18 protein-coding genes and 1 pseudogene are annotated in these 26,494 nt (G+C 71.2%); 10 read left to right on the top strand and 9 right to left on the bottom strand.

Going from position 1 to position 26,494, the window contains the following annotated elements; genetic code table 11:
• The first annotated feature begins 369 nt into the window (after positions 1 to 369).
• The 4 genes and pseudogenes from D8M39_RS04745 (at position 370) to D8M39_RS04730 (ending at position 6,221) form a co-directional block, all read left to right on the top strand.
• Complete coding sequence (locus D8M39_RS04745; protein ID WP_238693960.1) at positions 370 to 2,037, top strand: ABC transporter substrate-binding protein; 1,668 nt, start codon at positions 370 to 372, stop codon at positions 2,035 to 2,037.
• Between the two features lie 4 nt (positions 2,038 to 2,041).
• Positions 2,042 to 2,998: an ABC transporter permease gene (locus D8M39_RS04740; protein ID WP_055084794.1), complete on the top strand. Its 957-nt coding sequence runs from the start codon at positions 2,042 to 2,044 to the stop codon at positions 2,996 to 2,998.
• Positions 2,995 to 4,006: pseudogene (locus D8M39_RS04735) on the top strand (ABC transporter permease); the annotation flags it as partial. The gene D8M39_RS04740 and the pseudogene D8M39_RS04735, both read left to right, overlap by 4 nt.
• 217 nt (positions 4,007 to 4,223) lie before the next feature.
• Positions 4,224 to 6,221 carry an ABC transporter ATP-binding protein gene (locus tag D8M39_RS04730; RefSeq protein WP_126874551.1) on the top strand — a complete coding sequence of 666 codons (1,998 nt, stop codon included), beginning with the start codon at positions 4,224 to 4,226 and terminating at the stop codon, positions 6,219 to 6,221.
• Between the two features lie 125 nt (positions 6,222 to 6,346).
• On the opposite strand, the gene D8M39_RS04725 is transcribed toward D8M39_RS04730, so the two are convergent.
• Positions 6,347 to 7,183, bottom strand: a complete 837-nt coding sequence (locus D8M39_RS04725) for a hypothetical protein (protein WP_126874528.1) — start codon at positions 7,181 to 7,183, stop codon at positions 6,347 to 6,349.
• Entirely contained in the window at positions 7,152 to 8,216 is a 1,065-nt protein-coding gene (locus tag D8M39_RS04720) for a LysR substrate-binding domain-containing protein (protein WP_174233456.1), read from the bottom strand. Before D8M39_RS04720 ends, D8M39_RS04725 begins: the two co-directional genes overlap by 32 nt.
• A gap of 72 nt (positions 8,217 to 8,288) precedes the next feature.
• Between D8M39_RS04720 and D8M39_RS04715 the strand changes: the two genes are divergently transcribed.
• Positions 8,289 to 9,593 carry a TDT family transporter gene (locus tag D8M39_RS04715; RefSeq protein ID WP_232300306.1) on the top strand — a complete coding sequence of 435 codons (1,305 nt, stop codon included), beginning with the start codon at positions 8,289 to 8,291 and terminating at the stop codon, positions 9,591 to 9,593.
• Between the two features lie 268 nt (positions 9,594 to 9,861).
• Positions 9,862 to 10,923: an enoyl-CoA hydratase/isomerase family protein gene (locus D8M39_RS04710; RefSeq protein ID WP_238693959.1), complete on the top strand. Its 1,062-nt coding sequence runs from the start codon at positions 9,862 to 9,864 to the stop codon at positions 10,921 to 10,923.
• A 205-nt stretch (positions 10,924 to 11,128) separates the two neighbouring features.
• Here the strand turns inward: D8M39_RS04710 and D8M39_RS04705 are convergent, their stop codons facing one another.
• Positions 11,129 to 12,586: a uracil-xanthine permease family protein gene (locus D8M39_RS04705; RefSeq protein WP_238693958.1), complete on the bottom strand. Its 1,458-nt coding sequence runs from the start codon at positions 12,584 to 12,586 to the stop codon at positions 11,129 to 11,131.
• A gap of 234 nt (positions 12,587 to 12,820) precedes the next feature.
• Between D8M39_RS04705 and D8M39_RS04700 the strand changes: the two genes are divergently transcribed.
• From D8M39_RS04700 to D8M39_RS13140, 3 genes are all read left to right on the top strand, one after another.
• Complete coding sequence (locus tag D8M39_RS04700) at positions 12,821 to 13,675, top strand: 3-hydroxyacyl-CoA dehydrogenase (protein ID WP_126874526.1); 855 nt, start codon at positions 12,821 to 12,823, stop codon at positions 13,673 to 13,675.
• 339 nt (positions 13,676 to 14,014) lie between these two features.
• On the top strand, positions 14,015 to 15,175 hold the full coding sequence (locus tag D8M39_RS04695) for a hypothetical protein (protein WP_126874525.1): 1,161 nt from the start codon (positions 14,015 to 14,017) through the stop codon (positions 15,173 to 15,175).
• A gap of 242 nt (positions 15,176 to 15,417) precedes the next feature.
• Complete coding sequence (locus D8M39_RS13140; protein WP_126874524.1) at positions 15,418 to 16,155, top strand: metal-dependent transcriptional regulator; 738 nt, start codon at positions 15,418 to 15,420, stop codon at positions 16,153 to 16,155.
• Positions 16,156 to 16,228: 73 nt separating this feature from the next.
• Here D8M39_RS13140 and D8M39_RS04685 read toward each other — a convergent pair whose 3' ends face one another.
• Positions 16,229 to 16,567 (bottom strand): YrhK family protein, encoded by a 339-nt coding sequence (locus D8M39_RS04685; protein ID WP_309598354.1) that lies wholly within the window; start codon positions 16,565 to 16,567, stop codon positions 16,229 to 16,231.
• Between the two features lie 375 nt (positions 16,568 to 16,942).
• Between D8M39_RS04685 and D8M39_RS04680 the strand changes: the two genes are divergently transcribed.
• On the top strand, positions 16,943 to 18,481 hold the full coding sequence (locus D8M39_RS04680) for an LTA synthase family protein (RefSeq protein WP_126874523.1): 1,539 nt from the start codon (positions 16,943 to 16,945) through the stop codon (positions 18,479 to 18,481).
• Positions 18,482 to 18,581: 100 nt separating this feature from the next.
• On the opposite strand, the gene pgm is transcribed toward D8M39_RS04680, so the two are convergent.
• The 5 genes from pgm to D8M39_RS04655 all read right to left on the bottom strand — a co-directional run bounded on the left by pgm (position 18,582) and on the right by D8M39_RS04655 (position 26,376).
• On the bottom strand, positions 18,582 to 20,216 hold the full coding sequence (gene pgm, locus D8M39_RS04675) for a phosphoglucomutase (alpha-D-glucose-1,6-bisphosphate-dependent) (RefSeq protein ID WP_094393487.1): 1,635 nt from the start codon (positions 20,214 to 20,216) through the stop codon (positions 18,582 to 18,584).
• A gap of 31 nt (positions 20,217 to 20,247) precedes the next feature.
• Complete coding sequence (locus tag D8M39_RS04670) at positions 20,248 to 21,750, bottom strand: amidase (protein WP_055084808.1); 1,503 nt, start codon at positions 21,748 to 21,750, stop codon at positions 20,248 to 20,250.
• A gap of 166 nt (positions 21,751 to 21,916) precedes the next feature.
• Complete coding sequence (gene gabT, locus D8M39_RS04665) at positions 21,917 to 23,260, bottom strand: 4-aminobutyrate--2-oxoglutarate transaminase (protein WP_126874522.1); 1,344 nt, start codon at positions 23,258 to 23,260, stop codon at positions 21,917 to 21,919.
• 86 nt (positions 23,261 to 23,346) lie between these two features.
• Positions 23,347 to 24,822, bottom strand: coding sequence for an NAD-dependent succinate-semialdehyde dehydrogenase (locus D8M39_RS04660; protein ID WP_126874521.1), 1,476 nt, complete (start codon positions 24,820 to 24,822; stop codon positions 23,347 to 23,349).
• Positions 24,823 to 24,927: 105 nt separating this feature from the next.
• Complete coding sequence (locus D8M39_RS04655; RefSeq protein ID WP_126874520.1) at positions 24,928 to 26,376, bottom strand: APC family permease; 1,449 nt, start codon at positions 26,374 to 26,376, stop codon at positions 24,928 to 24,930.
• Positions 26,377 to 26,494: the final 118 nt, after the last annotated feature.

Raw genomic sequence — 26,494 nt, 5'->3', positions numbered from 1 at the left:
CGGGCTGACAAGCACCCCGTGCGCCGCGAGACCCGCTCCGACGAGCCCAGGGAGGCCACGTGCACTGCATGCGCCAGAGCCCTGCCCTCGTCCTTCCCGTCGGTGGCCGCCCGGGCGGGACTGGGATGCCCTCCCGCCGCGGCGGTGCACGCCGCTCGCAGCCCGCGATCTACCGCCGTCGCCTCACCGCTCAGACGCCCCTGCGGGGACACCGCGTGGTGGCCGCGCGCCTCAGCAAGATCCCGTAGCTGGCTCCGCGCCGCTCGGCATCCCCTGCGTGGGGCTGTCGCGCCCTCCCCTTCCGCCGCTCTGCGTCGTTGCCTCTGCGCACGACGACCATGCCCGCGACCACGCCGCCTGCGAGGAACCATGAATCCAGTGCCACCCCCCATCCAGCCACCCGGACGACGGGCCGCGCCCCGCCGCGCAGCGGCCCCGCCCGAGGCTGCACCGCTCACCACCACGGGCGCCGTGCTGCGCTCGGCGCTGTCCCGGAGAGGATTCATGGGACTGGGCGCCGCGGCGGCGTCGTTGGCGCTCGCCGGCTGCGGCAGCGGGGGCCAGCCCGGGGCGGGCACGGCCCGGGCCACCGGTGAGCCCAAGCGCGGCGGGACCCTGCGGGTCGGTATGACCGGCGGCGGTGCGTCCGACAGCGTGGATGCCCACGCCCCCGTGGTCACCGCGGACGGTGGGCGCGTGATGGGGCTGTACGACCGGCTCTACGAGTTCGACCCCGACTACAAACTGGTCCCCGGTCTGGCCGAGTCCGCGGAGCCCCGCAAGGGCGGGCGGGAATGGGTGTTCCGGCTGCGGGAGGGGGTGCGCTTCCACGACGGCAGGCCCCTCACGCCCCAGGACGTGGTGGCCACGTTCAAGCGGATCACCGACCCCGACGACCCCAAGACCGGTGCCTCCGCGCTCGCCCTGCTCGAGCGCACCGTGGCGGTGGACGATCGCACCGTACGGTTCGAGCTGAAGGAGCCGGACGCGTCCCTGGTGGACTCGATCGCCCAGAACTCCATGGGGATCGTGCCCGTGGACTACGACCCCGCCAAACCCGTGGGCACCGGGCCCTTCACCCTCGGCTCGTTCGAACCGGGCCAGGTGACCGTGCTCAAGCGCAACCCGGACTACTGGACCGAACCGCCCTACGTGGACGAGGTCCACCTGCTGAACTTCAACGACCAGGACGCACTGGTCAACGCACTGCTCTCCACCCAGGTGGACGTGGTTGGTCAGCTGCCGCTGGCGCTGGTGGACGTGGTCAACACGGACCCGCGGCTGCACACGGTGCTCTCGGAGACCGGAAACTGGCTGCCGTTCACCATGCGGGTGGACGCCGCGCCCTTCGACGACCCGCGCGTGCGCCAGGCGTTCCGTCTGGTGGTGGACCGCGAGCAGATGGTGGAGCAGGTGTTCTCCGGCCACGGCACGGTGGGCAACGACATGTACTCGCCGTTCGACCCCGGCACGCCCACGCTGCCGCAGCGCGCACGGGACGTCGCGAAGGCGAAGAAGCTGCTGGCCGACGCCGGCCACCCGGACGGCCTGGAGGTCGAGCTCGTCACCGCCCCCATCCAGTCCGGGGCCGTGGAGGCCGCCCAGGTCTTCGCGGAGCAGGCGGCCGAGGCCGGGATCACCGTGAAGCTGCGCCGCGTGGACAGCACCACGTTCTTCGGGGACGGGTACCTGAAGTACCCCTTCTCGCAGGACTTCTGGTACACCCGCAACTTCCTGTCCCAGACCGCGCAGGGCACCGTCCCGGGTGCCCCGTTCAACGAGACCCACGAGGCGGATCCGGAGTTCCGGGCCCTGTACAAGAAGGCCCGCGCCACGATGGACGAGAAGCAGCGCAACCAGCTCATGCAGGACGCGCAGAAGGTGCTCCACGAGCGGGGCGGGTACATCGCGTGGGGGTTCTTCAACCAGGCGGACGCCTACCAGAACTACGTGGGCGGCGGCTTCGCGCACCGCATCGGCATGCCGGTGTGCGGTTTCCACATGCGCCACCTGTGGATCGACCAGGAAGGGAAGTGATCGCGTGACTGCCATGATCCTGAAACGGCTGGGGGTCTCGGTCTTCGTGCTGCTGGCCGTGTCCCTGCTGGTGTTCGTCTTCACCCTCCTGCTCCCGGGAGATCCGGCCCAGGCCATCCTGGGGCAGCAGGCCACGCCGGAACGGCTGGCCGCGCTGCGGGAGCAGTTGCAGCTCAACGATCCCTGGTACGTCCGCTACCTCACGTGGCTGGGCGGGCTGTTCGTGGGGGACCTGGGAACTTCCGCGGCCACGGGCGGGTCGGTGAACGCCCTGCTCGGGAGCAAGGTCTCGGCCTCGCTCGTGCTCATGGTGATCGCCGCCGTGATCGCGATCCCCGTGGGACTGCTGCTCGGCACGTGGTCCGCCATGCGCCCCGGCCGCGCCTCGGACCAGGCGCTCACCGGCTTCTCGCTGGTGCTCGCGGCCCTGCCCGAGTTCGTGATCGGCGTGGTGCTGACCACCCTGCTGTCCACCACGGTCTTCACGCTGCTGCCCTCGGTCACCATGGCCGCACCCGGCATGAAGGTCTGGGACTACCCCCTGCAGCTGATCCTGCCGTCCCTCACCCTGATCCTCGTGGTCGTGCCCTACATGATCCGGATGACCCGCACCACCATGATCGACGTCCTGGACTCCGGGTACGTGGAGATGGCCCGGCTCAAGGGGCTGCCCGAGCGCCAGGTGATCTTCAAGCACGCGCTGCCGCACGCCGTCGGCCCCGTGGCCCAGGTGGTGGCCATGCAGCTCGCGTGGCTCGCCGGGGGCATCGTGGTGGTCGAGTTCCTCTTCCGCTACCCCGGGCTCGGCCAGGCCATGGTGGACGCCGTGAACACCCGTGACGTGCAGGTGGTCCAGGCGCTGTCCATGATCATCGCCGCCTTCTACGTGGTGGTGAACCTGATCGCGGACGTGGTCGGGATCCTCGCCAACCCCAAGCTGCGGACGGAGTCCCACTCATGAGCGCGCAGGACAGAACGGACCACCAGTCCCGGGAGACCGGGGGCACCTCGGCCGCGAGCGACGTCGTGGTGGCCGAGGACGCCCTCGCAGCGGGCGACGGCGCCGAGGGCGCCCGCGGCGCCGCCACCAGCTCGGGGGACGCCGGAACTGCCCCGGACTTCGACCACTCCGCGTCCCGGGGGGACGCCCGGCCGGCGTCCTTCGGGCGGCGCGTGCTCTCCCAGCCCGCCGCGAAGCTGGGCTTCGTGCTCACAGGGATCGTGCTCGTGCTGGCCATGCTGGGGCCCTTCGTGGTGCCGGCCTGGACCGGGCACACCCCCAACTCGTTCGCGGGCAAACCGTTCCAGGGCGGGATCTTCGGCACCGACAACCTGGGCCGGGACGTGCTCTCCCGCTTCCTGGCCGGCGGCTGGCGGCTGCTGCTGTACTCGGCGCTCGCCACCGTGCTGGGCGTGGGGCTCGGTGCCGTGCTGGGCATGCTCGCCGCGTTCCGTGGCGGCTGGCTGGACGCCGTGATCATGCGCTGCGGGGACGTGCTGCTGGCCATCCCGCAGCTCGTGTTCGCGCTGCTGGCCGTGACCGTGCTGGGCCCGCAGGGGTGGGTGCTCGTGCTCGTGATCGGCGTGACCCACGCACCGCGCGTGGCTCGCGTGATCCGCGCGGCGACCGCCGGGGTGGTGGCCGAGGACTACGTGCTCGCCTCCCAGATGTACGCCGTGCCGCAGTGGAAGATCCTCACCCGGGACGTGGTCCCCAACATCATGGGCCCGCTCATGGTGGAGGTGGGGCTGCGCCTGACCTACTCGATCGGTGCGGTGGCCTCGCTGTCCTTCCTGGGCCTGGGTATGCAGCCGCCCACCCCGGACTGGGGCCTGATGATCAACGAGAACCGGATCGCCCTGTCCCTGCAGCCGTGGGGCGTGATCCTGCCCGTGCTCGCGATCGCGGTGCTCACGGTGGGCACCAACCTGATCGCCGACGCCGTGGCCGGTGCCTCGGCGGGGCGGGTGGCCTCCACATCGTCCCGGCGACCCCGGAAGAAGGCGGCCGAGCGGGCGGCGTCGACCGGCGCTGAGAACCCCGCGGGCGGCACGGGCAGCGCAGGAGGTTCAGACCGGGCAGGCCGCTCGAGCAGCAAAGACGCCGGGGGCAGCGCAGACGCCGGGAGCACCGCAGACGCTGCGGGCACCGCAGATGTCGGGGACACCGGGGAGAAGAGGTCGTGATGAGGAAGTCAGAGCAGAGGGCCCGCGCGGAGGGCCGCGCGTCCGTCGTTCCGAAGGCCACGGTGGAGACCGCGATCGCGGTGGAGCACCTGAGCCTGGGCGTCGTGGACGGCGGGCTGATCCTGGACGACGTCAGCTTCCGGCTGCGCCCCGGGCGGATCCTCGCCCTTGTGGGGGAGTCCGGGTCCGGCAAGACCACCGCGGCGCTCGCGTGCATGAACCACCTGCGCTCGGGGCTGGAGCTGCGCGGCGGCACCGTGGAGCTGCAGGAGGGGGCGTCCCGCTTCCACCGGGACGCCGTGGACCTGCTCACGCTGTCCGAGAAGCAGATGCGGCAGCTGCGCGGCGGCACCATCGCCTACGTCCCCCAGGACCCGGCGCTGTCCCTGAACGGGTCGCTGCGCGTGGGGGAGCAGATCGCGGAGGTGCTGCGCGCCCACGAGTTCGGCCGCAACGCCCGGGAGCGCGACGCCCGCGTGGCCGAGGTGCTCAGCGAGGTGGGCCTGCCGAGCGACAGCGCCTACCAGCGCCGCTTCCCGCACCAGCTCTCCGGCGGGCAGCAGCAGCGCATCGGCATCGCCATGGCATTCGCGTGCCGGCCCGCCGTCATCATCCTGGACGAGCCCACCACCGGTCTGGACGTGGCCACACAGGACCTCGTGCTCAAGACCATCTACCAGCTGACCACCAAGCACGACGTCGCCGGGCTCTACATCACCCACGACCTCGCCGTGGTCGCGCAGGTCGCCAACGACGTCGCCGTGATGCTGCACGGGCAGATCGTGGAGGACGGTCCCGCGGAGCGGGTGCTGCGCCACCCCGAGCACCCGTACACGCGCTCGTTGCTGGCGGCCGTCCCGGACATGCAGGGTGCCCGTGTCATGGGCGGCGGCCCCGCGGTCAGCCCCCTCGCCTCCGTGCGGGCGCCGTGGGACGACGGCCGTTCCGCGGCCACCCACTTCACCGCGGACGACGCCGTGTCCACGCCTCGAGCCGACGCGCCCGACCCGGCGCCTTCTGGACAGGAGGCCGTTGCGACGTCCGCGGAGGCTGGCGCAGCGGCAGGACTCGGCCTCGCCGACAGCACAGGGGAACCGACCCGGCCCGAGCCGTCGGGCCCCGCCCGGGGATCCTCGGTCCGTGGAACCGCACCCGGAGCGACCCGGGCCGCGGGCGGGCGTGCGGTGACGCGCGAACGGGGCGCGGGCGGCGTCGTCGTGCCCGGGCGGGAGAACGAGCCGGTGGTGCGGCTGCGGGACCTGCGCATGGCCTACGGGCCGGCGGTGATCCTGGACGGCATCAACCTGGAGCTGGAGGCCGGGCAGACCACGATGCTGCTGGGGGAGTCCGGGTCCGGCAAGACCACGCTCTCCCGCAGCGTGGCCGGCCTCAACGACGGCTACACGGGGGACGTGCTGCTGGACGGCGAGGTGCTTGCGCCCAGCACGCGGCGGCGGAGCAACGAGCAGCGGCGCAGGATCCAGTACGTGTTCCAGTCGCCGTTCTCGTCCCTGAACCCGCGGCGCAGCATCGGCGACTCGCTGCAGGTGCCGCTGCAGATGGGCGGGGGCATGAACCGTGAGCAGCGGCGGGCCGCGGTGGCGGATGCGCTGGACGCGGTGCGGCTGGGGCGCAGCTACATCGACCGCCGCCCCGGCGAGCTCTCCGGCGGTGAACGGCAGCGCGCCGCCGTGGCCCGCGCCCTGGTGAACGCGCCGTCCGTGCTGGTGTGCGACGAGATCACCTCCGCGCTGGACGTCTCCGTGCAGGCCTCGGTGATCGAGCTGCTGCGCGAGCTGCAGCACGAACGCGGGCTGGCCATGCTGTTCGTGACTCACAACATCGCGCTCGCCCGGCACATCTCGCACAAGCTCGCGGTGCTGGAACGCGGCAAGCTGGTGGACTACGGCCCCACGGACACGGTCCTGCGAAACCCCCGCCACGCGTACACGCGCTCGCTGCTGGATCACGTGCCCACGCTGGAGGAGGTCGGCTGATCCGTGGGGCCCGCCCCTGGGGGGGGCGGTGTGCCTCCCGTGGGCGGAGGCTGCAGGCGGCCGGGTGCGCGTCGTGAATCTGAGGTGTAGAGATACCCGCCCGGGGAGCCATTTGCAGGGCGGTTCTACACCTCAGATTCAGTTGTTGCTCGTGCTCCTCGCCGGGCCACCCGCGCGACGAGGGACGCGGTGTCGCTCCCCGGAGTTGCGTCATCGGGCCGCTCCATTGCTTCCTGGGCGGCAAACATCACCGAGTTGGCCAGGACTCCGGCCAGCAGCGGGCTCCACTCCGACGCGCTCGAGTTCACGGCGTCCACCACGTGCCAGGGCGTGCTCGGGTGCTCACTGATCTCGGCCAGTTCTGCCGGGAGATGGGAGAGATGGGCCGCCGGAACCACCGGATCGGTCAATGCATCCGTTGCGTATTCCTCCAGCGCACCGGCGAGCAGTGGCGAGTACGACGACGCCGCGCTGGGGGCGGGTATCGCGGCCGTCGTTGTGGGGTTGTCGGCGTGGACAGGAGCATCGGGTCCCGCGGCATACAGCGTCACCAGGGCGTCAGCTTCGGACCCGAGGGGTGCGCGCCGAAGCATCTCTGACCTCTCGGGCTCGCGCAGAATCGTCTCGCCCGGGGTGAATCCGACGAGGATGCTCGACGGGTCCTGGAGCCCCACGCGCCGCAGCACGGCGTCAGCGTGGATTGCGATGCCCGCGAACGGGGGAAGAATGCTGCGATCGCCGGGAAGGCTCACGGTCAGCGCGACCAGAGTGCCGTTGGCGTTCGCCATGCAATGAGCCTCGTTGATCTGCCACGACCAGACGTCCGCGTCCTCCCTGTCGAACCCCTGGGACCACCCCAGCGCGGCGGCGTGGTCGATCATGAGACCCGTCAGCAGCTCTGCGTCTGGCAGGTGATCCAGGCGCGATGGGTCAACGGGATAGTGCAGCGTAACGGTCGCCATGCACTGATTGTGGTGTGAGCCGTGCGCAGCCGCAACGACAGGCAGGCCGCAGGGACACTGCGGGCGGAGGTCGCGAGCCCCCTGCCGGTGGCCGGGCGCGCGTCGTGAATCTGAGGTGTAGAGATGCCCGCCCGGGGTGCCAAATACACGCGCGCTGCGCCAGCGCTATCAGCTCCGCGGCCAGGCCCCGGGTGCGGCGCGGGCCGCCCCACAGGGCGCGCAGCTCCCGCGTGAGGTGCAGCTCGGTGGGGACCTGTATGAGTATTCCTGCTGCCACGGTCTCGTCCACGGCGAGCCGGCTCAGCACCGCCGGTGCCGCCCCCGACTGCACACTCACCCGCACCGCCGCGTTGCTCGGCATCTCGAACAGGGACACCGCCGGCTGCCCGAGCGCCAGGTCCAGGGCGGTGCGCGTGCCGGACCCGGCCTCGCGGGTGATGAGCGCGGCAGCGGCAAGCTCCGCCGCGGTGACGGTGTGACCGCGCTGGGCCCACGGGTGCTGCGGGTGGGTCACGAGCACCAGCTCGTCCCGTGCCACGACCTCGTGGTGCATGTCCTGCGGCGGGTCGGGGCTCTCGATGAACCCCACGTCGGTCGCGCCGTCCCGGAGGTCCTGGACCACATCCTGCGAGTTGTGCACCGTCACCTGCACGCGTGAGTCCGGGTGCGTGCGCCGCAGCTCCGCCAGCCAGCGGGGTAGCAGGTGCTCCGCGACGGTCTGGCTGGCCGAGACCCGCAGTGGAGCGGTGCGGGCGGCGTCGCGCGCGAGGAGGGACACGCCGTCGGCGAGGCGCCGGGCTGCGTCCACCACGTCCCGCGCCCACTCGGTGACCACCAGGCCGTCCGGGGTGAGGGTGGAGCCGCGGGTCGAGCGGTGCAGGAGGGTGACGCCCAGCGAGCGTTCGAGGCGTGCCATGGATCTGCTGGCGTTCGGCTGGGCCGTGCCAACGGCGCGCGCGGCTGCGGCGAGGCTGCCGTGGTCGGCCACGGCGACCAGCAGCTCGAGCGCGGTGACATCCGGCCATGTGGACACATCCAGAGGATATATCCGCCATGCCGGTTCGCGGGCTACCGGGTGTGCTGGATGGTGCGGGACCCTGGACGCATGCCCGCACTCCACGACCGTTCAGCACCCCTCGAACGTCCCGCACCGCTCGACGCCCGCGCGGAGGGTTCCGCCCCTGACGACGACGCCGCGTCCCGCTCCCTGCCCGGCGACCCCTCGGTTCCCGGGGACGGCAAGGCCTCTCCTGTTGAGGTCCGAGAGTCCCTGGCCACCTCGACCTCCCCGACAGCGGAAGACGGCGCAGCAACCCCCGCCGGGCGGCGTCGTGCGGACTCCGCCACCGGGCCCCGTGCCGCCGTGCCCCCTCCTGGTCCGCAGTGGTACGGGTCCGTCATGGGCACGGGCATCGCGGCGACCCTGACCCAGACGCTCGGCGGGGACCTGCCGGGCGGCCGGACGCTCGCCGTCGTGCTGCTGGTGGTCGGGTGGGTGGTGTTCGTGGGGCTGACCGTGGCCTTCGGCCTGCGGATCGCCCGCCGCCCCGCCGTGTTCGCGGAGACCATCCGGGACATCCCCGTGCTGGCCGCGTGGGGCATGGTGTCCATGGGCGTGCTCTCGACTGGCTCCGCGACCGCCACCGTGGTGCCCGCGCACTGGCCCGCGCTCGCCGGGGCGGCCTGGGCCGTGGACGGCGTGCTGTGGAGCGTGGGCACCGTGCTGGGCATCCTCACCGCCCTGGGGTTCGCCGCGCGCCTGATCGGCCGCGAGGTCGGCGCGCCCACCACGGCGTGGGGCCTGCCCATCGTGCCGCCCATGGTCTCCGCGACCACCGGCGCCGCGCTCGTCCCGCACCTGCAGACCCGGCCCGGCCAGCTGCTGCTGGTGATCGTCACGGTCGCGTGCTTCTTCCTGGCGCTCGTGCTGGGGCTCGTGGTCTTCGCGGTGGCCTACCACCACCACTGGCGGGTGGCCGAGCTGCCCCTCGCGGCGGCGACGAGCGCGTGGATCCCGCTGGGCGTCGTCGGGCAGTCCACCGCGGCCGCGCAGGCGATCGCGGTGCGGGCCGAGCACTTCGTGCTGCCGCAGGACGTGGGCACTCTCGGGCTGGTGGCGAACGTCTACGGGGTCGCGATGCTCAGTTGCGGCGTTCCCCTGATCGTGTGGGCCACCGTGGTGACCGTGCGCGGGTTCCGCCGGGGGATGCCGTTCTCCCCGGGCTGGTGGGCGCTCACGTTCCCCATCGGCACGGTGTGCCTGGGCCTGCACGGGCTCGAGGGTGGCACGGGGGTCCGCGCGTTCGGGATCGCCTCGGACCTCGTCTGTCTCGTGCTGCTGTGCACGTGGACGCTGTGCACGGTCGCCACGGTGAGGGCCGTGGGTGCGCGCCGGCTCGCGGCGGGGTAGGGCGGGAGCGAGAGGGCGACGACGCCGGGCCCCTGGCTCCCTGCCTCACCGGGCGCCTGCGCCGAACCACCGCCCGCCTTCCGGCACGGAGGGCCCGGCTCGCGCCAGGACGCTCGCAGCGACGACGAAAAGGGGGACGGAGCCGATCACTCGTGCCGGACCACTCGTACCGGACCACCCGCGGGCAGGGGGCCGCGCGCTCGAGCCGGGCGGGCGACGTCGTGCCCGGCGTGTGACGCCCACGACACCCCTCGTTAGCATGGGGAGCATGAAGGCAACCGAAGAATCGCTCGTCCGCGCCGAGATCCAGGGGCACACCGGGGTGCTCACGCTGACCCGGGGCAAGGCCCTGAACGCGCTGAACCGCAGCATGTACCACCAGCTCGTCAACGCGCTGCAGATATGGCGCGACGATCCCGCGATCACCGAGGTGGTCGTGCGCTCGGAGCTGCCCAAGGCGTTCTGCGCGGGCGGAGACATCAAGGAGGTGCGCACCGCCGCGCTGGAGGGCCACGAGGACGAGATCCGGGACGCGTTTGGCACCGAGTACGCCATGAACGCGATCATCGCGAACTACCCGAAGCCGTACGTGGCCATGATGAACGGGATCGTGATGGGCGGCGGCATGGGGCTCTCGGTCCACGGCTCGCACCGGATCGTCACGGAGACCACGGTCATGGCCATGCCGGAGACCGCGATCGGCTTCTTCACGGACGTGGGGGCCAGCTGGTTCCTGCCGCGCGTCACCCGCGGCGCCGGGGCCGCCATCGACGACGACGCCGCGCGCCGCGAGTCCCTCGCCGTCGCCCGGTACCTGGGGCTGGGTGGCGTGCGTCTCAACGGTGCGGACGCGATCGCCCTGGGGCTGGCGGACACCTACATCGACTCCTCGGACGTGGACGCGTTCATGGCGGCGGTGCTCTCGGACGGGGTGGACGCCGCGGTGTCCTCGTTCGGGAAGGAGGCGCCGGCCTCGGAGCTGCTGGGGCGCTGGGACGAGATCGTGCAGGCCTACTCGGGGGAGACCCTGGAGGAGGTCGTGGCGCAGGCCGGGTCCGACCTGGACGGCATGAGCCCCACATCCCTGGCCCGCGTGTTCGAGCTGCTGGAGCGCGGTTCGGCGGACGAGGACGTGGTCTCCTGCCTGGAGCGGGAGCTGCGCATGGCGGAGGACACCGCGGTCTCGCACGACTTCATCGAGGGTGTACGCGCCATGGTGTTGGACAAGGACAAGAACCCGCAGTGGGACCCGGCCACCGCGGCGGAGGTGGACCTGAACCGCATCCGCTCGGTCGCGGACGAGAAATCGGAGCCGCCGATCAAGGTGTGATCCGGCCGGTCCCTTCCGAACGGCCACTGGCATGCCGACGCCCCGCACACGAGAGCGTGTGCGGGGCGTCGTGCTGTTCCGGGACCTCGGCAGCAGGTGCGGGCCGCCGTGGTGTGCGGGAGAGAGGCGACGCCGCCCGGTGGCGACGGCGCGCGCGGAGCCGGCGGCACGGCGTCGTCGTCGGGAAGAACGGGCCAGCGGAGCCTCAGCCCAGGGGCGACGGGCTCTGGGACGTGTCCGGGGTGAGCGGGTCCGAGCCCACGGAGCCGCGGGCGCGCGCGATGGCCGCCATGAGGTGGTAGACCACCAGGGCGGCGGCGGTGCCGAGCGCGATGCCGGCGAAGTCGAGCCCGGCCACGGACCAGGTGTAGTCGCCGATGCCCACGATCATGGCGATGGCCGCGGTGGTGAGGTTGACCGGGTTGGAGAAGTCCACGCGGTTCTGCACCCAGATCCGCACGCCCAGCATGCCGATCATGCCGTAGAGCACGGTGGCCGCGCCGCCCAGCACGCCTTGGGGAACGGTCGCGACCGCCGCGCCGAACACGGGGGTGACGCTCAGCAGGATCGCCACGAGAGCGGCCACCCAGTACGCGGCCGTGGAGTAGACGCGCGTGGCGGCCATGACTCCGATGTTCTCCGCGTACGTGGTGGTGCCGGAGCCACCGCCGGAGCCCGCGATCATGGTGGCCAGACCGTCAGACATGATGGCGCGGCCGGTGTAGTGGTCCAGGTCATCGCCGGTCATCAGCGCCACGGACTTCACGTGCCCGATGTTCTCCGCGACCAGCACCAGGATCACCGGAATGAACAATCCGGCGAGGTTGAGGTGGAACTCCGGCGACTGGAAGTGAGGGAGGCCGAAGAGCCCCTGCGCGTCCCACGCCGCCTGGATGGAGGTGAAGTCCACCTCGCCGCGGACCACGGCGGTGAGGTAGCCGATGACCACGCCCAGCAGGATGGACAGGCGGCCCAGGAGGCCGCGGAACAGCACCGAGATCAGGATGATCGAGCCCAGGGTTACCAGCGCGGTGACGGGCGCGGCGGTGAAGTTCTCCTTGGCGGACGGGGCCAGGTTGAAGCCGATCAGCGCCACGATGGTGCCCGTGACCGCCGGCGGCATGAGCTTCTGCAGCCACCCGGTGCCCGCGATCTGCACGAGCAGCCCGATGAGGAACAGCGCGGCGCCCGCCATGATTACGCCACCCAGCGCGCCGCCCGGACCGTACTGGTTCACGGACGCGGTGATCGGGGCGATGAACGCGAACGAGGACCCCAGGTAGCTCGGCACCCGCCCCGCCGTGACGACCAGGAACAGCACCGTGCCCACGCCCGAGAAGAACAGCGTGGTGGCCGGCGGGAAGCCCGTGAGCAGCGGCACCAGGAACGTGGCACCGAACATCGCCACCACGTGCTGCGCACCGATCGAGATGGTCCGCGGCCACGCCAGCCGCTCCCGCGGGGTCACCACGTCTCCGGGGGCCACGTGCTTGCCGTCCCCGTGCACGCGCCAGTTCAGGCCCAGGCGGTCGACGACGCCGCGCCGGGCGGGTGCTTCCGTCCCGTTCCGCGCGGTGCCGGTCTCCGCCTGCGGCGGCTCATGCGACTCGTGCGGCTGGGGCTTCGGCTGCGGTGGCTGGGGCGGGGGCACGGACGAACTCATGGGGGCTCCTTGTCGGTGGCGGCCCGGACCTGCCGCCCACGGAATTCTATTCCGCGCTGGGTGCTGAGCTCGAAGGTGAGGGGCGTGCGGGAGGTGGCCGTGCGGCGTCGTCGTCCCCTGGCGCGAAACCTACGGGCGAGTAGGGTTAGTGACGAGGGCCACGCCCGTGGTCCCCGGACTCGCGGGAGGCCGACTCCTGCGCGTGTGACTCACGAGGAAGTGGGAGAACCCATCATGGCTGAGCTGCAGAAACTCACCGTCATCGGATCCGGAGTGCTCGGGTCGCAGATCGCGTTTCAGGCGGCGTACTTCGGCAAGAACGTGACCGTGTACGACATCAGCGACGAGATCGTGGCCAAGCTGCCCGCCAAGTGGGAACGGCTCTCCCAGCTGTATGTGCGGGACATGGCCGCCACCCCGGAGCAGCTCGACGCCGCGCGGGCCCGGCTCAGCGAGACCACGGACCTCGCGGCGGCGCTCGCGGACGCGGACGTCGTGATCGAGGCGGTGCCCGAGAACCTCGAGCTCAAGCGGAAGGTGTGGGCGCAGATCGGGGCGGCGGCGCCGTCGGGAACCCTGTTCTGCACCAACTCCTCCACGCTGCTGCCCAGCGCCATCGCGGACGCCACGGGCCACCCGGAGCGGTTCCTGGCACTGCACTTTGCCAACGAGGTGTGGCGCAACAACACCGGCGAGGTCATGGGCCACGCCGGAACGGACCCCGCCGCTGTGACCGCCGTGCTGCAGTTCGCGGGAGAGATCGGCATGGTGCCCATCCACGTGGAGAAGGAGCAGCCGGGCTACATCCTCAACACCCTCCTCGTGCCCCTGCTCAGTGCGGCCACCCACCTGTGGATCAACGGGGTGGCGGAGGTCGAGGACATCGACAAGACCTGGCGCACGGCCACCGGATCGCCGCTCGGCCCGTTCCAGATCCTGGACCACGTGGGCATGGAGACGCTCTACCAGATCAACCTCAACACCGGGACCGAGGAGTCGAAGCGGGTGGCCGAGCGGGTCAAGACCGAGTACATCGACAAGGGCTACCTGGGCATGGACTCGGGCAGGGGCTTCTACACGTACGAGTGAGGGGACGCCTGCTGCATTAACGGAGCAAGTGCGGATTTCGGTGCTGTTTTCTGTACTTGCTCCGTTAACGCAGGCCCGTCCCCTGGCGGATGAAGTGCAGCTTGTGACGTTTCCGGGCCTGGATCCGTCAAAAGCTGCACTTCTTGTGGTGCGAAGGCCCGCGGCGCCCGGCCCGCGGCTGCATTAACGGAGCAAGTGCGGACCTGAACGCTGTTTTCTGCACTTGCTCCGCTAACGCAGGCCCGTCCCGCGAGCTCAGCCAGCCCCGGAGGGGTCCCGTCCCGGGCACGTCCCGCGCCGCTCGTCGTCGCCGGCGGGCCCGTGGGCCAAGATGGACCCATGCCCAGTCACCTGCGGACCTCAGAGCCGCGTGCCCACGACCTCCAGACCGAGCTCCGCCAGCGGGGTCTGCCGCTCGTCCTCGGGGCGAGGGACCGTCTCGCCGGCCTCGTTCCCCGGTGCGCGCCGGCGCTGTTCGCGGCGCTGATCGTCTTCCTCGGCATCAACCTCATGGCCGAGGGCCTCCAGGAGGTCACGGATGAGGGTCCTCTCCCGACCAGTGACACGGAGGCGCTCGCGGTGGGTGCCGGGATGCTCGTGCTGGCGTTCTTCCCGGTGGGCTGGTGGCTGCTGCACGTGATCCTGCGGCACACACCGGACGTGGTCGGCTCGGTGCTCGGGGTGGCCCTGGTGGTGGCGCTGCTGGGGCTGCCGCTGCTGGACACCGGGGATCTGAAGGTGCGTTTCAGCGACGGCGTGATCGTGGTGGCACTCATCCTGCTGGCCACGTACTGGGGCGTGGGGGACGTGACGTCCTGGGCGTCCCGGCGTGCGGCGCGGGAGCTGAGCCACCTGGGCTCGATGGTGGGGCGGGTGCTGCCCATCCTCATGCTCGCGCTGCTGTTCTCGTTCTTCAACGCGGAGATCTGGCAGGTCGTCGCGCAGCTGTCCATGGGACGCACGTGGGCCGTGGTGGGCGTGATGTGCGCGCTGGGCATCGCCCTGGCCACGCTGAACGCCAAGGACGAGATCTCCGACATCATCCGCACCTACGACGCCCGCGAGGATGGCCGCGACCTGCGCCCCCTGGAGCGGGCCAACATCACGGTCATGTGCGTGTCCATCAGCCTCATCCAGGTGACGCTGCTGGCCGTGGTGGTCTTCGTCTTCTACGTGGTCTTCGGGGTGCTGTCGGTCTCCCCGGTGACGGCCACCCAGTGGATCGGCAGCCCGCCCATCCAGTTCGGCGGCATCTTCGCGAACCTGCCCGTCACGCAGCCCCTGGTGCAGGTGTGCCTGGTGCTGAGCGCGTTCAGCGCCCTGAACTTCATCGTGAGCATCGGCACGGACGCCACCTACCGCACCACCTTCCTGGAGCCCGCCCTGGACGAGGTGCGCCGTGGCCTGGAGGTCCGGGACGAGTGCACCGCGCTGGTCAGCGCGGGTGGGCAGGACGGCTCTACGCCGCACGAGGACCGGGCACCGCAGCCGCGAGCATGAGCGCGGCGTCGTCGGCCGCGGGAGATGACGACGACGCCGCACCCCGGCTCCCGCGCGCCACCCCACCTCGCGGAGCGGGAGACGGGCGAGCCGGACCCGCAGCAGCCAGGGCTGGGACGGCACGCGAGACTGCGAGTGCCAGCGGCCTGGGCGGGCCCGGCGCACATGGGCTGGAGCCGTGCGCGCGGGACCGTCGGCCACGAGCCGGGGCGCGACGCGCGCCGGCTCGGTACCCTGAACCCGTGCACCCCGCCGAACTGAGCTCCGTCACCCAGGACTACCTGAAGACCATCTGGCGCCTGGGCGAGTGGGAGCCCGAGCGGGTCACCACCACGTCACTCGCGGCGCGGATGGGGCTGGCTGCGTCAACCGTCTCCGAGGCGCTGAAGAAGCTGACCGCACAGGGGCTGGTGACGCGGCCCGCCTACGGTGTCGTGGAGCTGACGGAGCAGGGCCGCGCGGTGGCCGTGCACATGGTGCGCAGGCACCGGATCCTGGAGATGTTCCTCGCCACCGAGCTGGGGTACACGTGGGACGAGGTGCACGACGAGGCGGAGGTCCTGGAGCACGCCGTCACCGACCGTTTCATCGACGGTCTGGACGCCAAGCTCGGGCACCCGCGCACAGACCCCCACGGGGACACCATTCCCTCGCCCGACGGCGCGGTCACCCCACCCCCGGCGGTTCCCCTCCCGGACGTGGCTGGCCCGGCGCACGCGCGGGTCGCGCGGGTCTCGGACGAGGACCCGGAGACGCTGCGGGTGCTCAGCCGCGCGGGCATCGGCCCCGGTTCCGTGCTCCGGGTCTCCGGCGAGCGGACGGATCCCGGAACCGTGCGGGTGCACGTGGTGCCGCGCGCGGGGCAGCGGGGCCGCGGCGTCGTCGTCGACGACGCCGTGCGGGAGGCCGCGCAGGACACGGACCTGGGCATCCTGGTGGCCGAGGCTGTGTGGGTCCACCGCGTGGACGGACCCCGCTGAGGCAGGTGCCGCTGAACCAGGCGCCACTGAACCAGACCCCGGGCCAACCCCAGGGCGCCCGGCGGCGCGGACCTCAGAAGTCCCGGGAGTTCTCCGGGGGATTCTGGGGTGAGATCCGCTGCAGGTGCACGCGACGGGTGATGCGGATGCTCGGGCGGATGAGCATGAGCACGCTGCCCACCACGAAGAGCCACGTGGCGGTGTAGGCGGTCGAGTCGCTGAAGAACAGGAACGAGCCGACCACGAAGATGACACCGATCAGGATGTCGTTGACGATCGACAGCGTCTCGTACCGGCCACGGATGACCAGCTCGTGGTGCCCCGCCCGGACTTCGAGGGGCTTGCCGCCGGTGCTGGTGCCCGTGCTGCTGGCGATGTGGTCGGGTGCGGTGCTGGGCCGGGTCTCGGACACGGGAACCTTTCGCGGAGAGTCGGTGGGGACCCTCCATGATGCACCGGGGTGCCCGGTCGGGGGCAAAGAGGGGCGCAGGGATCGGCAGCGCGCAGCGAGGGGCACGGCGCGCCGCCGCAGCCCGGGGTGCCACCCCCGTCACACGACGTCACAGCCGCGCGGAACCTCTGACGCGCGGAACCCACGACGCACGACGTCAGTGCCGTGTGCGCTCCCGGGTGACGAACACCTCCGCGCGGTGAATATCACCTGACGGCAATGTGTCCTAGGCTTGAACAGTCTTTGACATGGAGGTTGCGCCCGGCATCACGGGATGACAGCGCCTGCGGGGCCGCGGGACGGCGCCGGACGACGGAGGAACACGAGGTGCGGGAGATGCCCGAGCGATGGCTTCGCGCGAGCAGACGGATGGGCGGGCTGCTGGTCCACGGTGTGATCTACCTGCTGGTCTGGGCGGGTTTCGCCCTATTCGCGGCGGCGGCCGTCATCCGGCACTACTGGGGTCAGATCTCCGTGGGCCAGATGTTCATGAACCTCGTGGCGGTGCAGACCGACGGCGGGGGAGGCTCCGTCGTGTGGGTCTCGGTGCTGGTGATCGGGGTGCTGCCCGTGCTGCTGACGGTGGGCATTGCGGTGGCGCTGCGGCTGTGGCGCCGCAGGGAACAGCGCACCCGGCAGACCTCCACGTCCCGGGTGGCCGTGCGCTCGGCGTCGGCCCTCGCGGTGGCGGCGGTGGTCCTCACCGGCTCGGCGACCTTCGCGTCCGCCGTGAGCCTGCGCCAGTACGTCAAGTCCGCCACCTCGGCCCACGACGTGGGCGAGCGCTACGTGCAGCCCACGGTCACCGACGACTCCGGCAAGCGCAACCTGGTGGTCATCTACCTCGAGTCCGGTGAGGCGACCCTCGCGGACGACCAGCTCTTCGAGAAGGACGCCTTCGCGAGCCTCGAGAAGGCGACCTCCCCGGAGGCGGGCTGGCGCAGCGTCGAGAACTTCCAGCAGTACGAGGGCGGCGGGTGGACCATGGCCGGCCTGGCGTCCACGCAGTGCGGGGTTCCCCTGAAGACCTCCGGCACGGGAGTGAGCGCGAGCGACATCGGCGCCGGCATGGACCAGTACCTGGGCGGTCTCACGTGCCTGGGGGACGTCCTGCAGGACCACGGCTACACGAACGCTTTCCTGGGCGGGGCGAACTCCTCCTTCGCCGGCAAGGACACGTTCCTGCAGAGCCACGGCTACACCGTGGACAAGGGCCTCGAGGACTGGCGTGCCGCCGGGGAGTCGCCGGAGAACTTCCGTGGGGACTGGGGGCTCAGTGACGAGCGCCTACTCGCCAACGCCCGGGACGAGATCGACCGCCTGCACGCGGACGCCGAGCGCACCGGCCAGCCCTTCAACCTCTCCATGCTGACCCTGGACACCCACGAACCGGTGCACGTGTACGACTCGTGCGACGTGGACACCGAGAACGAGGTCACGTCCGTCTTCGCGTGCTCCATGACCCAGGTGGCGGGCTTCGTGGACTACATGAAGTCCCAGGGATATCTCCAGGACACCGCCGTGGTGGTCATGGGAGACCACCTCAAGCACATGAGCGCCGGGGACGCGTTCCACGAGCAGCTGGACCACCACCCGAACCGCACGATCTTCAACCGCGTGTGGATTCCGGGCGAGGACGCGAGCACGCCCCTGCGCGCGGGCGCGGACCAGCTGAGCATGTTCCCCACGCTGCTCGAGGCGGCCGGTCTGAGCCTGCAGGACGGCTCGGCGGGCCTCGGCGTCTCCGTGCGTCGCGAGGACGCGCCCGAGAACTCGGCCCAGAGCATGGACCCCGCCGACTATGCCGATCTCCTGGACTCGCGCTCCGCGCACTTCTACGCCCGGGCGTGGGACCCGCAGGACCCGGTCCGCTAGCGCGGCGTCGTCTGCACCATCCGGGGCCGACGACGCCGCGGGGCCGCCGCGCGGGACAAGGTCCTGCACGACGGCCCCGTGCCGGGTGACACGAGGTGGATCAGCCGATCACGGAGTCCACGAGCGCCTTGGCCTCCTGCTGCACGCGCTTGAGGTGCTCCTCGCCCTTGAAGGACTCGGCGTAGATCTTGTAGACGTCCTCCGTGCCGGAGGGCCGGGCGGCGAACCACGCGTTCTCGGTGGTGACCTTGAGCCCGCCCACGGGTGCACCGTTGCCGGGTGCCTCCGTGAGCTTGGCGGTGATGGGCTCGCCAGCCAGCGTGTCCGCCGTGACCTGCTCGGGGGAGAGCTTCTTCAGCGCGGCCTTCTGCTCACGGTTCGCGGGGGCGTCGATGCGCTGGTAGACGGGGTCGCCGAACTGCTCGGTGAGCTCGCGGTAGCGCTGGGACGGCGTCTTGCCGGTGCGGGCGGTGATCTCCGCGGCGAGCAGCGCCATGATGATGCCGTCCTTGTCCGTGGTCCACGCGGAGCCGTCCATCCGCAGGAAGGACGCACCGGCGGACTCCTCGCCGCCGAAGCCGATGGAGCCGTCCAGCAGACCGGGGACGAACCACTTGAAGCCCACCGGCACCTCGTCCAGCCGCCGCCCCAGGGACTCGGCGACGCGGTCGATGATCGAGGAGGAGACCAGGGTCTTGCCCACCCCGGCGTCCTCTCGCCAGCCCCCGCGGTTGCGGTAGAGGTAGTCGATGGCCACCGCGAGGTAGTGGTTGGGGTTCATCAGCCCGGCGTCCGGGGTGACGATGCCGTGGCGGTCGCTGTCGGCGTCGTTGCCCGTGGCGATGTCGTACCGGTCCCGGTTGCCGATCAGGGACGCCATGGCGAACGGGGAGGAGCAGTCCATGCGGATCTTCTCGTCCCAGTCCAGGGTCATGAACGCCCACTGGGGGTCAACGGTGGGGTTCACCACGTCGAGGTTCAGGCCGAAGCGCCGGCCAATTTCCTCCCAGTACGCCACGGAGGCGGAGCCCATGGGGTCCGCGCCGATGTGCAGCCCGGACTCCTTGATGGCGTCGAGGTCGATGATCTGCGGCAGCGCGGACACGTAGCTGTCCAGGAAGTCGAAGGTCCCCGTGGTCTCCGCCGCGGCGGCCTCCTCCAGGGGCACCCGCTTCACACCGTCGAGGCCCGCCGCGATGAGGTCGTTGGCGCGGTTGGCGATCCACTCGGTGGCGTCCGTGTCCGCGGGGCCGCCGTGCGGGGGGTTGTACTTGAAGCCGCCGTCCGTGGGCGGGTTGTGGGACGGGGTGATGACGATGCCGTCCGCCCGGTCCTCGTGGCCCTCGCCGTTGTACGTGAGGATCGCGTGGGACAGCGCCGGGGTGGGGGTGAAGCCGTCACGGGAGTCCAGCAGGGTGCGCACACCGTTGGCGGCGAGCACCTGCAGCGCGGTGTCCTGCGCGGGCCCGGACAGCGCGTGCGTGTCCTTGCCCATGAACAGGGGCCCGGTGATGCCCTGCGCCGTGCGGTACTCCACGATCGCCTGGGTGATCGCTGCAATGTGGTTCTCGTTGAACGAGGTCTTCAGCGAGGACCCGCGGTGCCCGGAGGTGCCGAACACCACGCGCTGGTCCGGATCGCCCGCGTCCGGGACGCGGTCGAAGTACGCGGCCAGGAGCTGGTCGATGTCCACGAGGTCACTGGGTAGGGCGACGGTGCCCGCACGGTTGGTCATGGCACCAACCTAGTCCCGAATCCGCGTTCCGTCAGGCGACGAGGCGCGCGTGCGGCGTCGTCGCCGGGTCCAGCTGGGCCACGAGCGCGAGCAGCGAGGCCTCCGAGGACGGCCTGCCGATCAGCTGGGCGCCCATGGGCACGGGCCCGGGGTAGTCGCCCGAGGCGGGAACGGCCCACGTGGTGGGGTAAGTGACGGCGGGCAGCCCCACCACGTTCACCACGGACGTCCACGGCGTGTACCGGCACTGGCGCTCGTAGTCCTGGTCCGCCCCGGCGGGGTCCGCGATGTCGTACCCCTCGTGGAACCACCCGACGGGCCGGGGCGGCATGGCCAGCGCGGGGGTCAGGATCATGTCCAGGTCCGAGAAGCGCTGGATCAGGCTCGCCTCGATGCCGCGCAGCACGGCCACGGCGTCCGCGAGCTCCACGGCCCCGCGCTGCAGGGCGCGGGCTCGGAAGGTGCCTGCGAGTCCAGTGAGCAGGTGCTCCCGGCCGTCCAGGCGCAGCTGGCCCATCGCGGTGGTCCACAGAGCGGAGAACGCCTCCGGGTAGGCGGGATCGAAATCGAGATCCACGGCCTCCACCGTGTGCCCGAGGTCCTCGAGCTGCCGCACGCCGCGGTCCAGGGCGGTGCGCGCCTCGGGGGAGACCTGCACGTCGTAGGTGCCGTCGAACGGGGACTGCGTGGTCACGCCGATCCGCAGGGGCCGCTCGCCCCAGGGAGCATCCCCGCGGTGGGCGGCGCGGACGACGTCGCGGAAGGAGTTCTCCGGCACGGCCGCCACGGGTCGCGGGATCCGGTTGCGGCCTGGGGTGTGGCACAGCACGTCCATGAGCAGGGCGGCATCCTCGGCGGTGCGGGCAAGCGGCCCGTTCACACCCAGCTGCCCGACGTTGGACAGCGCGTCGCTGCTGGGCACCCGCCCGCGGTTGGGCTTCAGCCCGATGAGACCGCACGCGGCGGCGGGGATGCGCACGGAGCCGCCGCCGTCCGAGCCGATCGCACCCGGCAGGATCCCCGCCGCGACCGCGGCCGCCTGGCCCCCGGAGGATCCGCCGGGCGTGCAGTCCAGGGCGAACGGATTCCGGGCCGGCGGATACATGCGATTCTCGGAATAGCTGTTGAGCAGGAACTCGGGCACCTGCGTCTTGCCGAGGAGCACCGCGCCGGCGTCCTCGAGCGTCGTGGCCAGCTCGTCGGACCGCTCGGCGGGCGGCACGTTCCCGTCCTCGTCCCGTGAGGCCAGGCTGCCCCAGGAGGTGGGCATGCCGGCGACGTCGTGCCCGTCCTTGAGTGCCGTGGGCACCCCGAGCAGGGTGGGCACCGGTGACGTCCCGGACGCGCCCGCCAGCACACGGTCCGCGGCGCGGGCGCGGTCCAGGGCGCCGTCGCGGTCTACGTGGACGAACGCCCCGAGGTGCTCGTTCAGGGCGTCGATGCGTTCCAGGGCGCGCGCGGTCAGCCGCTCGCTCGTGGTCTCCCCGGTGTGCAGGGCGGCCAGGGTGTCGGTGAGGGTGGGGAAGTGGGCCAACGGGGATCTCCTGTGCGGTGGGGTGGGCTGCTGGTCCCGGGGAGAGGTCCGGGGAAAGATCCTGGGGCGAGCGGGCCGCCCCGCGGACGAGAGACGGGCAGGCGGGGACCGGTTGCCCGGTTCCCGCCCGCCCGTGCGTCATGCTCGCGTCACAGGGTGCCGCGGATCAGGTGCCGGCCTCCTCGATGGCCTTGGCGAAGACGCGCAGGCCGTCGCGCAGCAGGTCGAAGTCGATGACCAGCGGGGGCAGCAGGCGCACGATGTTGCCGTACGTGCCGCAGGTCAGGATGGCCACGCCCTGCTCGAGGCACGTGGCCGCGATCTGCTTGGCCGCCTCCGGGTTCGGGTCCTTGGAACCGGGCTTCACGAACTCCAGCGCGATCATCGCGCCGCGCCCGCGCAGCTCGCCCACGATCGGCGAGGAATCGGCGAGGGAGCCGAGCTCCTCCTTGATGATCGACTCGATCTCCAGCGCGCGGTCCACGAGGTTCCAGTCCTCGATGGTCTCCAGGGCGCCCAGCGCGGCCGCGCAGGCCACGGGGTTGCCGCCGTAGGTGCCGCCCAGGCCGCCGGGGTGCACGGCGTCCATGATCTCGGCGCGGCCCACCACGCCGGACAGCGGCATGCCGCCGGCAATGCCCTTGGCGAAGGTCACGAGGTCCGGCTCCACGCCCTCGTGCTCGGACGCGAACCACGCGCCGGTGCGCGCGATGCCCGCCTGCACCTCGTCCGCCACGAACACGGCGCCGTTGTCCTGGCACCACGTGGACAGCGCCGGGAGGAAGCCCTCGGCCGGGACGATGAACCCGCCCTCGCCCTGGATGGGCTCAATGACCACGGCGGCCACGTTCTCCGCGCCCACCTGCTTCTCGACCATGGTCAGTGCGCGCTTCGCGGCCTCGGCACCGGTCATGCCCTCGGGGTCGCGGAACGGGTAGGACATGGGCACTCGGTAGACCTCGTTGGCGAACGGCCCGAAGCCCTGCTTGTACGGCATCACCTTGGCGGTCATGGCCATGGTGAGGTTGGTGCGCCCGTGGTAGGCGTGGTCGAACACCACGACGGCCTGGCGCTTGGTGTGCACGCGCGCGATCTTCACGGCGTTCTCCACGGCCTCGGAGCCCGAGGTGAACAGCGCGGTGCGCTTGTCGAAGGACCCGGGGGTCAGCTGCGCCATCTTCTCCCCCACGGCCACGTAGTCCTCGTACGGGGTGACCATGAAGCACGTGTGGGTGAACCTGGCCACCGCGTCCTGGACGCGCGCCACCACCTTGGGGTTGGAGGCGCCCACGGACGTCACGGCGATGCCGGAGCCCAGGTCCACCATCTGGTTGCCGTCCACGTCCTTGATCACGCCGCCGTCCAGCTCGTCCGCGAAGACGGGCAGGGAGGAGGCGACGCCGGCCGCGACGGTCTGCGCGCGGCGCTCGGCCAGTGCCTGGGACTTCGGGCCGGGAATGCTGGTCACCAGCTCGCGCTTCTGCGGAAGCCGGTACTCGATCTCTGCCATCTCTGATGGTCCTTTCGTGCCGTGCGCGGCGCTGCGCCGCGGGATGCGGTGCGGGCGGATCGGGCCCGCGGAATCCGGTGCGGGGATCAGGCCCAGGGGGAGGGCATGCCCATGTACTGCACGGTGGTGTACTCGGCGATGCCCTCGGCGCCGCCCTCGCGGCCCACGCCGGACTCCTTCACACCGCCGAACGGTGCCGCCGCGTTGGAGATCACGCCCACGTTCAGGCCCAGCAGGCCGTACTCGATGCGCTCGCCGATGCGCAGCGCACGGGAGATGTCCTCGGTGAACACGTAGGAGGCCAGGCCGTACTCGGTCATGTTGGCCAGGCGCACGGCGTCGTCCTCGTCCGTGAAGGTGGTCACGGGCGCCACGGGACCGAAGATCTCCTCCTGGAACACGCGGCATTCCTCGCTCACGCCGGTGAGCAGGGTGGGCTCGAAGAAGTAGCCGGGCCCGTCCACGGGCTTGCCGCCCACGACGGCGCTCGCGCCCTTCTCGAGTGCGTCCTGGACGAACTCGTTGACCGAGTCCAGGGCCTTCTTCTCCACCATGGGGCCCACGGTGGAGTCCTGGTCCAGGCCGTTGCCGGGCTTGAGCGCCTTGAGCTTGGCCGCGAACTTCTGCGAGAACTCCTCGGCCACGGACTCGTGCACCAGGAAGCGGTTTGCGGCGGTGCACGCCTCGCCCATGTTGCGCATCTTCGCGGCCATGGCGCCCTCCACGGCCTTGTCCAGGTCCGCGTCCTCGAACACGATGAACGGGCCGTTGCCACCCAGCTCCATGGAGGTGCGCAGCACGTGGTCCGTGGCGGTCTTCATGAGCTGTTTGCCCACCGGGGTGGAGCCCGTGAAGGACACCTTGCGCAGGCGCGGGTCCGCCATGATCGGATCCGAGACGTTGGACGCGGACTTGGAGGACACCACGTTCAGCACGCCCGCGGGGATCCCCGCCTCGATCATGAGCTTGGCGAAGAGCTGGGAGGTCAACGGGGTCAGGCGCGCGGGCTTGAGGATCATGGTGCAGCCCGCGGCCACGGCGGGTGCCACCTTGCGGGTGGCCATGGCCAGCGGGAAGTTCCACGGGGTGATCAGCAGGCACGGGCCCACGGGCTTGTGGGACACGAACATCTTGAGGTTGCCCTCGGGCGTGGACGCGTAGCGGCCGTAGTGGCGCACGGCCTCCTCGGAGAACCAGCGCAGGAACTCGCCGCCGTAGACCACCTCGCCCTGGGCCTCCTTCAGCGGCTTGCCCATCTCCAGGGTCATCAGCAGCGCGAGGTCCTCCTTGTGCTCCTGGACCAGGTCGAAGGCGCGGCGCAGGATCTCGGAGCGCTCGCGGGTGCTCGTGCGGGCCCAGGACTCCTGGGCGTTCGCGACGGCGTCCATGGCCGCACGCGAGTCCTCCTCGGTGGCCGAGGCGAGCGTGGCCAGGATCTCCCCGGTCGCCGGGTTCTCGACGTCGAACGTGCCGCCGTCCGAGGCGTCACGCCACTCACCGTTGATCAGCAGTCCCTTGGGAGTGGCGTCGAGAACTTCCGACACCTTGTCCTTGATGCTCAAATCTCGTTCCTTTCAGAGTCCGCGCGCGGCTCGTTCACGTGCGCTCGCGGGGATGTGCGGACAGAGTCCTTCCAGTCCATCGTATGCCCGGGGGCAAGGGGCAGTTCAGCGTTCGCGCCTGCGTGACTCGACGGCCTGCACGAGACGGTGCTCGGCGTCCTCCCCGGGGGTGATGCCGCGGGGGATGCGCAGCATGAAGAGCAGCCCCAGGACCCACCACAGGCAGAAGATCACGTACGGTGCCACGCCGAGTCCGGCGGGCATCCCGGGCAGGTACAGCACGGCGAGTCCCAGGCACAGCACCACCGAGAGGACGCCGATGGCCGTGCCGCCGTGACCCCTGCCGCCGATTCGGTACGGGCGTTCCATCTGCGGCTCGCGCCGGCGCAGCAGCACGAACACGACCGAGACGAGTAGATAGGCCACGACGATCGACGGCGAGCCCGAGTCCACGAGCCAGCCGAGCATCTCGGTGCCGAAGAACGGCGCGATGAACGAGAGCGCGCCCACGAACAGCAGGGCGTTCGACGGCGTGCCGTAGCGGGGGTGCAGCTTGGCGAACCAGTGCGGCAGCATCCGGGAGTTGCCCAGTGCCCACAGCAGGCGGGAGGCGCCCATGAGCAGCGAGTTCCAGGAGGTCAGGATCCCCGCGAGACCGCCCGCGAGCAGCACGTTGGCCATCACCTCGGAGTGGAAGAGCGAGCCGAACGCGTCTGCCACGGCGATGTCCGCGCCAGCCAGGTCCTCGGCGCTCATCGCGGAGGACGTGGTGAGGATGACCATGGCGTACCAGACGGTCGCGATCAGCACGGAGGTCACGATCGTCCCGCCGAGCTTGCGCGGCGGCAGGTGCATCTCCTCGGAGACCTGGGGGATCACGTCGAAGCCCACGAACAGGAACGGCACGACGACGAGCACCAGGAAGAACCCGGAGACGCCGTTGTGGAAGAACGGCTCCATGTTCTGCTCGGAGCCGCGGGTCACGGCGCCGAAGACCATCAGGAGCCCCACGATCCCCAGGAAGATGATCACGAAGATCTGCACGGTGGACGCCTGCTTCACACCGCGCAGGTTGATCCAGGTGATGACGACGGCGCTCAGCGCGCCCACCAGGGCCCAGGTGAGGTTGACCTCGAATCCGGCAATGGTCCACAGGGGCACGTGGCTCAGGTCAGGGAAGATGTACTCCACCGTGCGGGGCACGGCCACGGCCTCAAACGCGACGATCGTGATGTACCCGACCGTGATCCCCCACGAGCCGATGAAAGCCCACCGGGCACCCATGCCGCGCAGCAGGTAGTTGTGCTCGCCCCCGGCCGCGGGCATGGCCGCGACGAGTTCGCCGTAGACGAGGCCCACGACGGCCATGATCGCGCCGCCGGCGAGCATGGCGAGCACCGCGCCCAGGGTCCCGGCGTCGTCGAGCCAGCCCCCGGTGAGCACGACCCAGCCGAAGCCGATCATGGCTCCCACGCCCAGGGCGATGGCGTCGAGGCGCCCGAGCACCTTCTTGAACCCGGGCTCGTTCCCGGCCGGTGCGTGCTCTGGTGTCATGGGGTCCCTCCCGGGCTCTGCGGCGCTGGTCGCACCATTGTGCCGGTGCGGCGGGAGCGCGGGTGCGGCGCGCGCGTTCGTGACACGTGCGACCTCTCGCCCTGCGTGAACGCCCTGT

The organism is Kocuria sp. HSID17590, from assembly GCF_003989485.1.
Lineage (GTDB): Bacteria > Actinomycetota > Actinomycetes > Actinomycetales > Micrococcaceae > Kocuria > Kocuria salsicia.
This window is presented reverse-complemented; position numbering and strand designations above follow the sequence as displayed.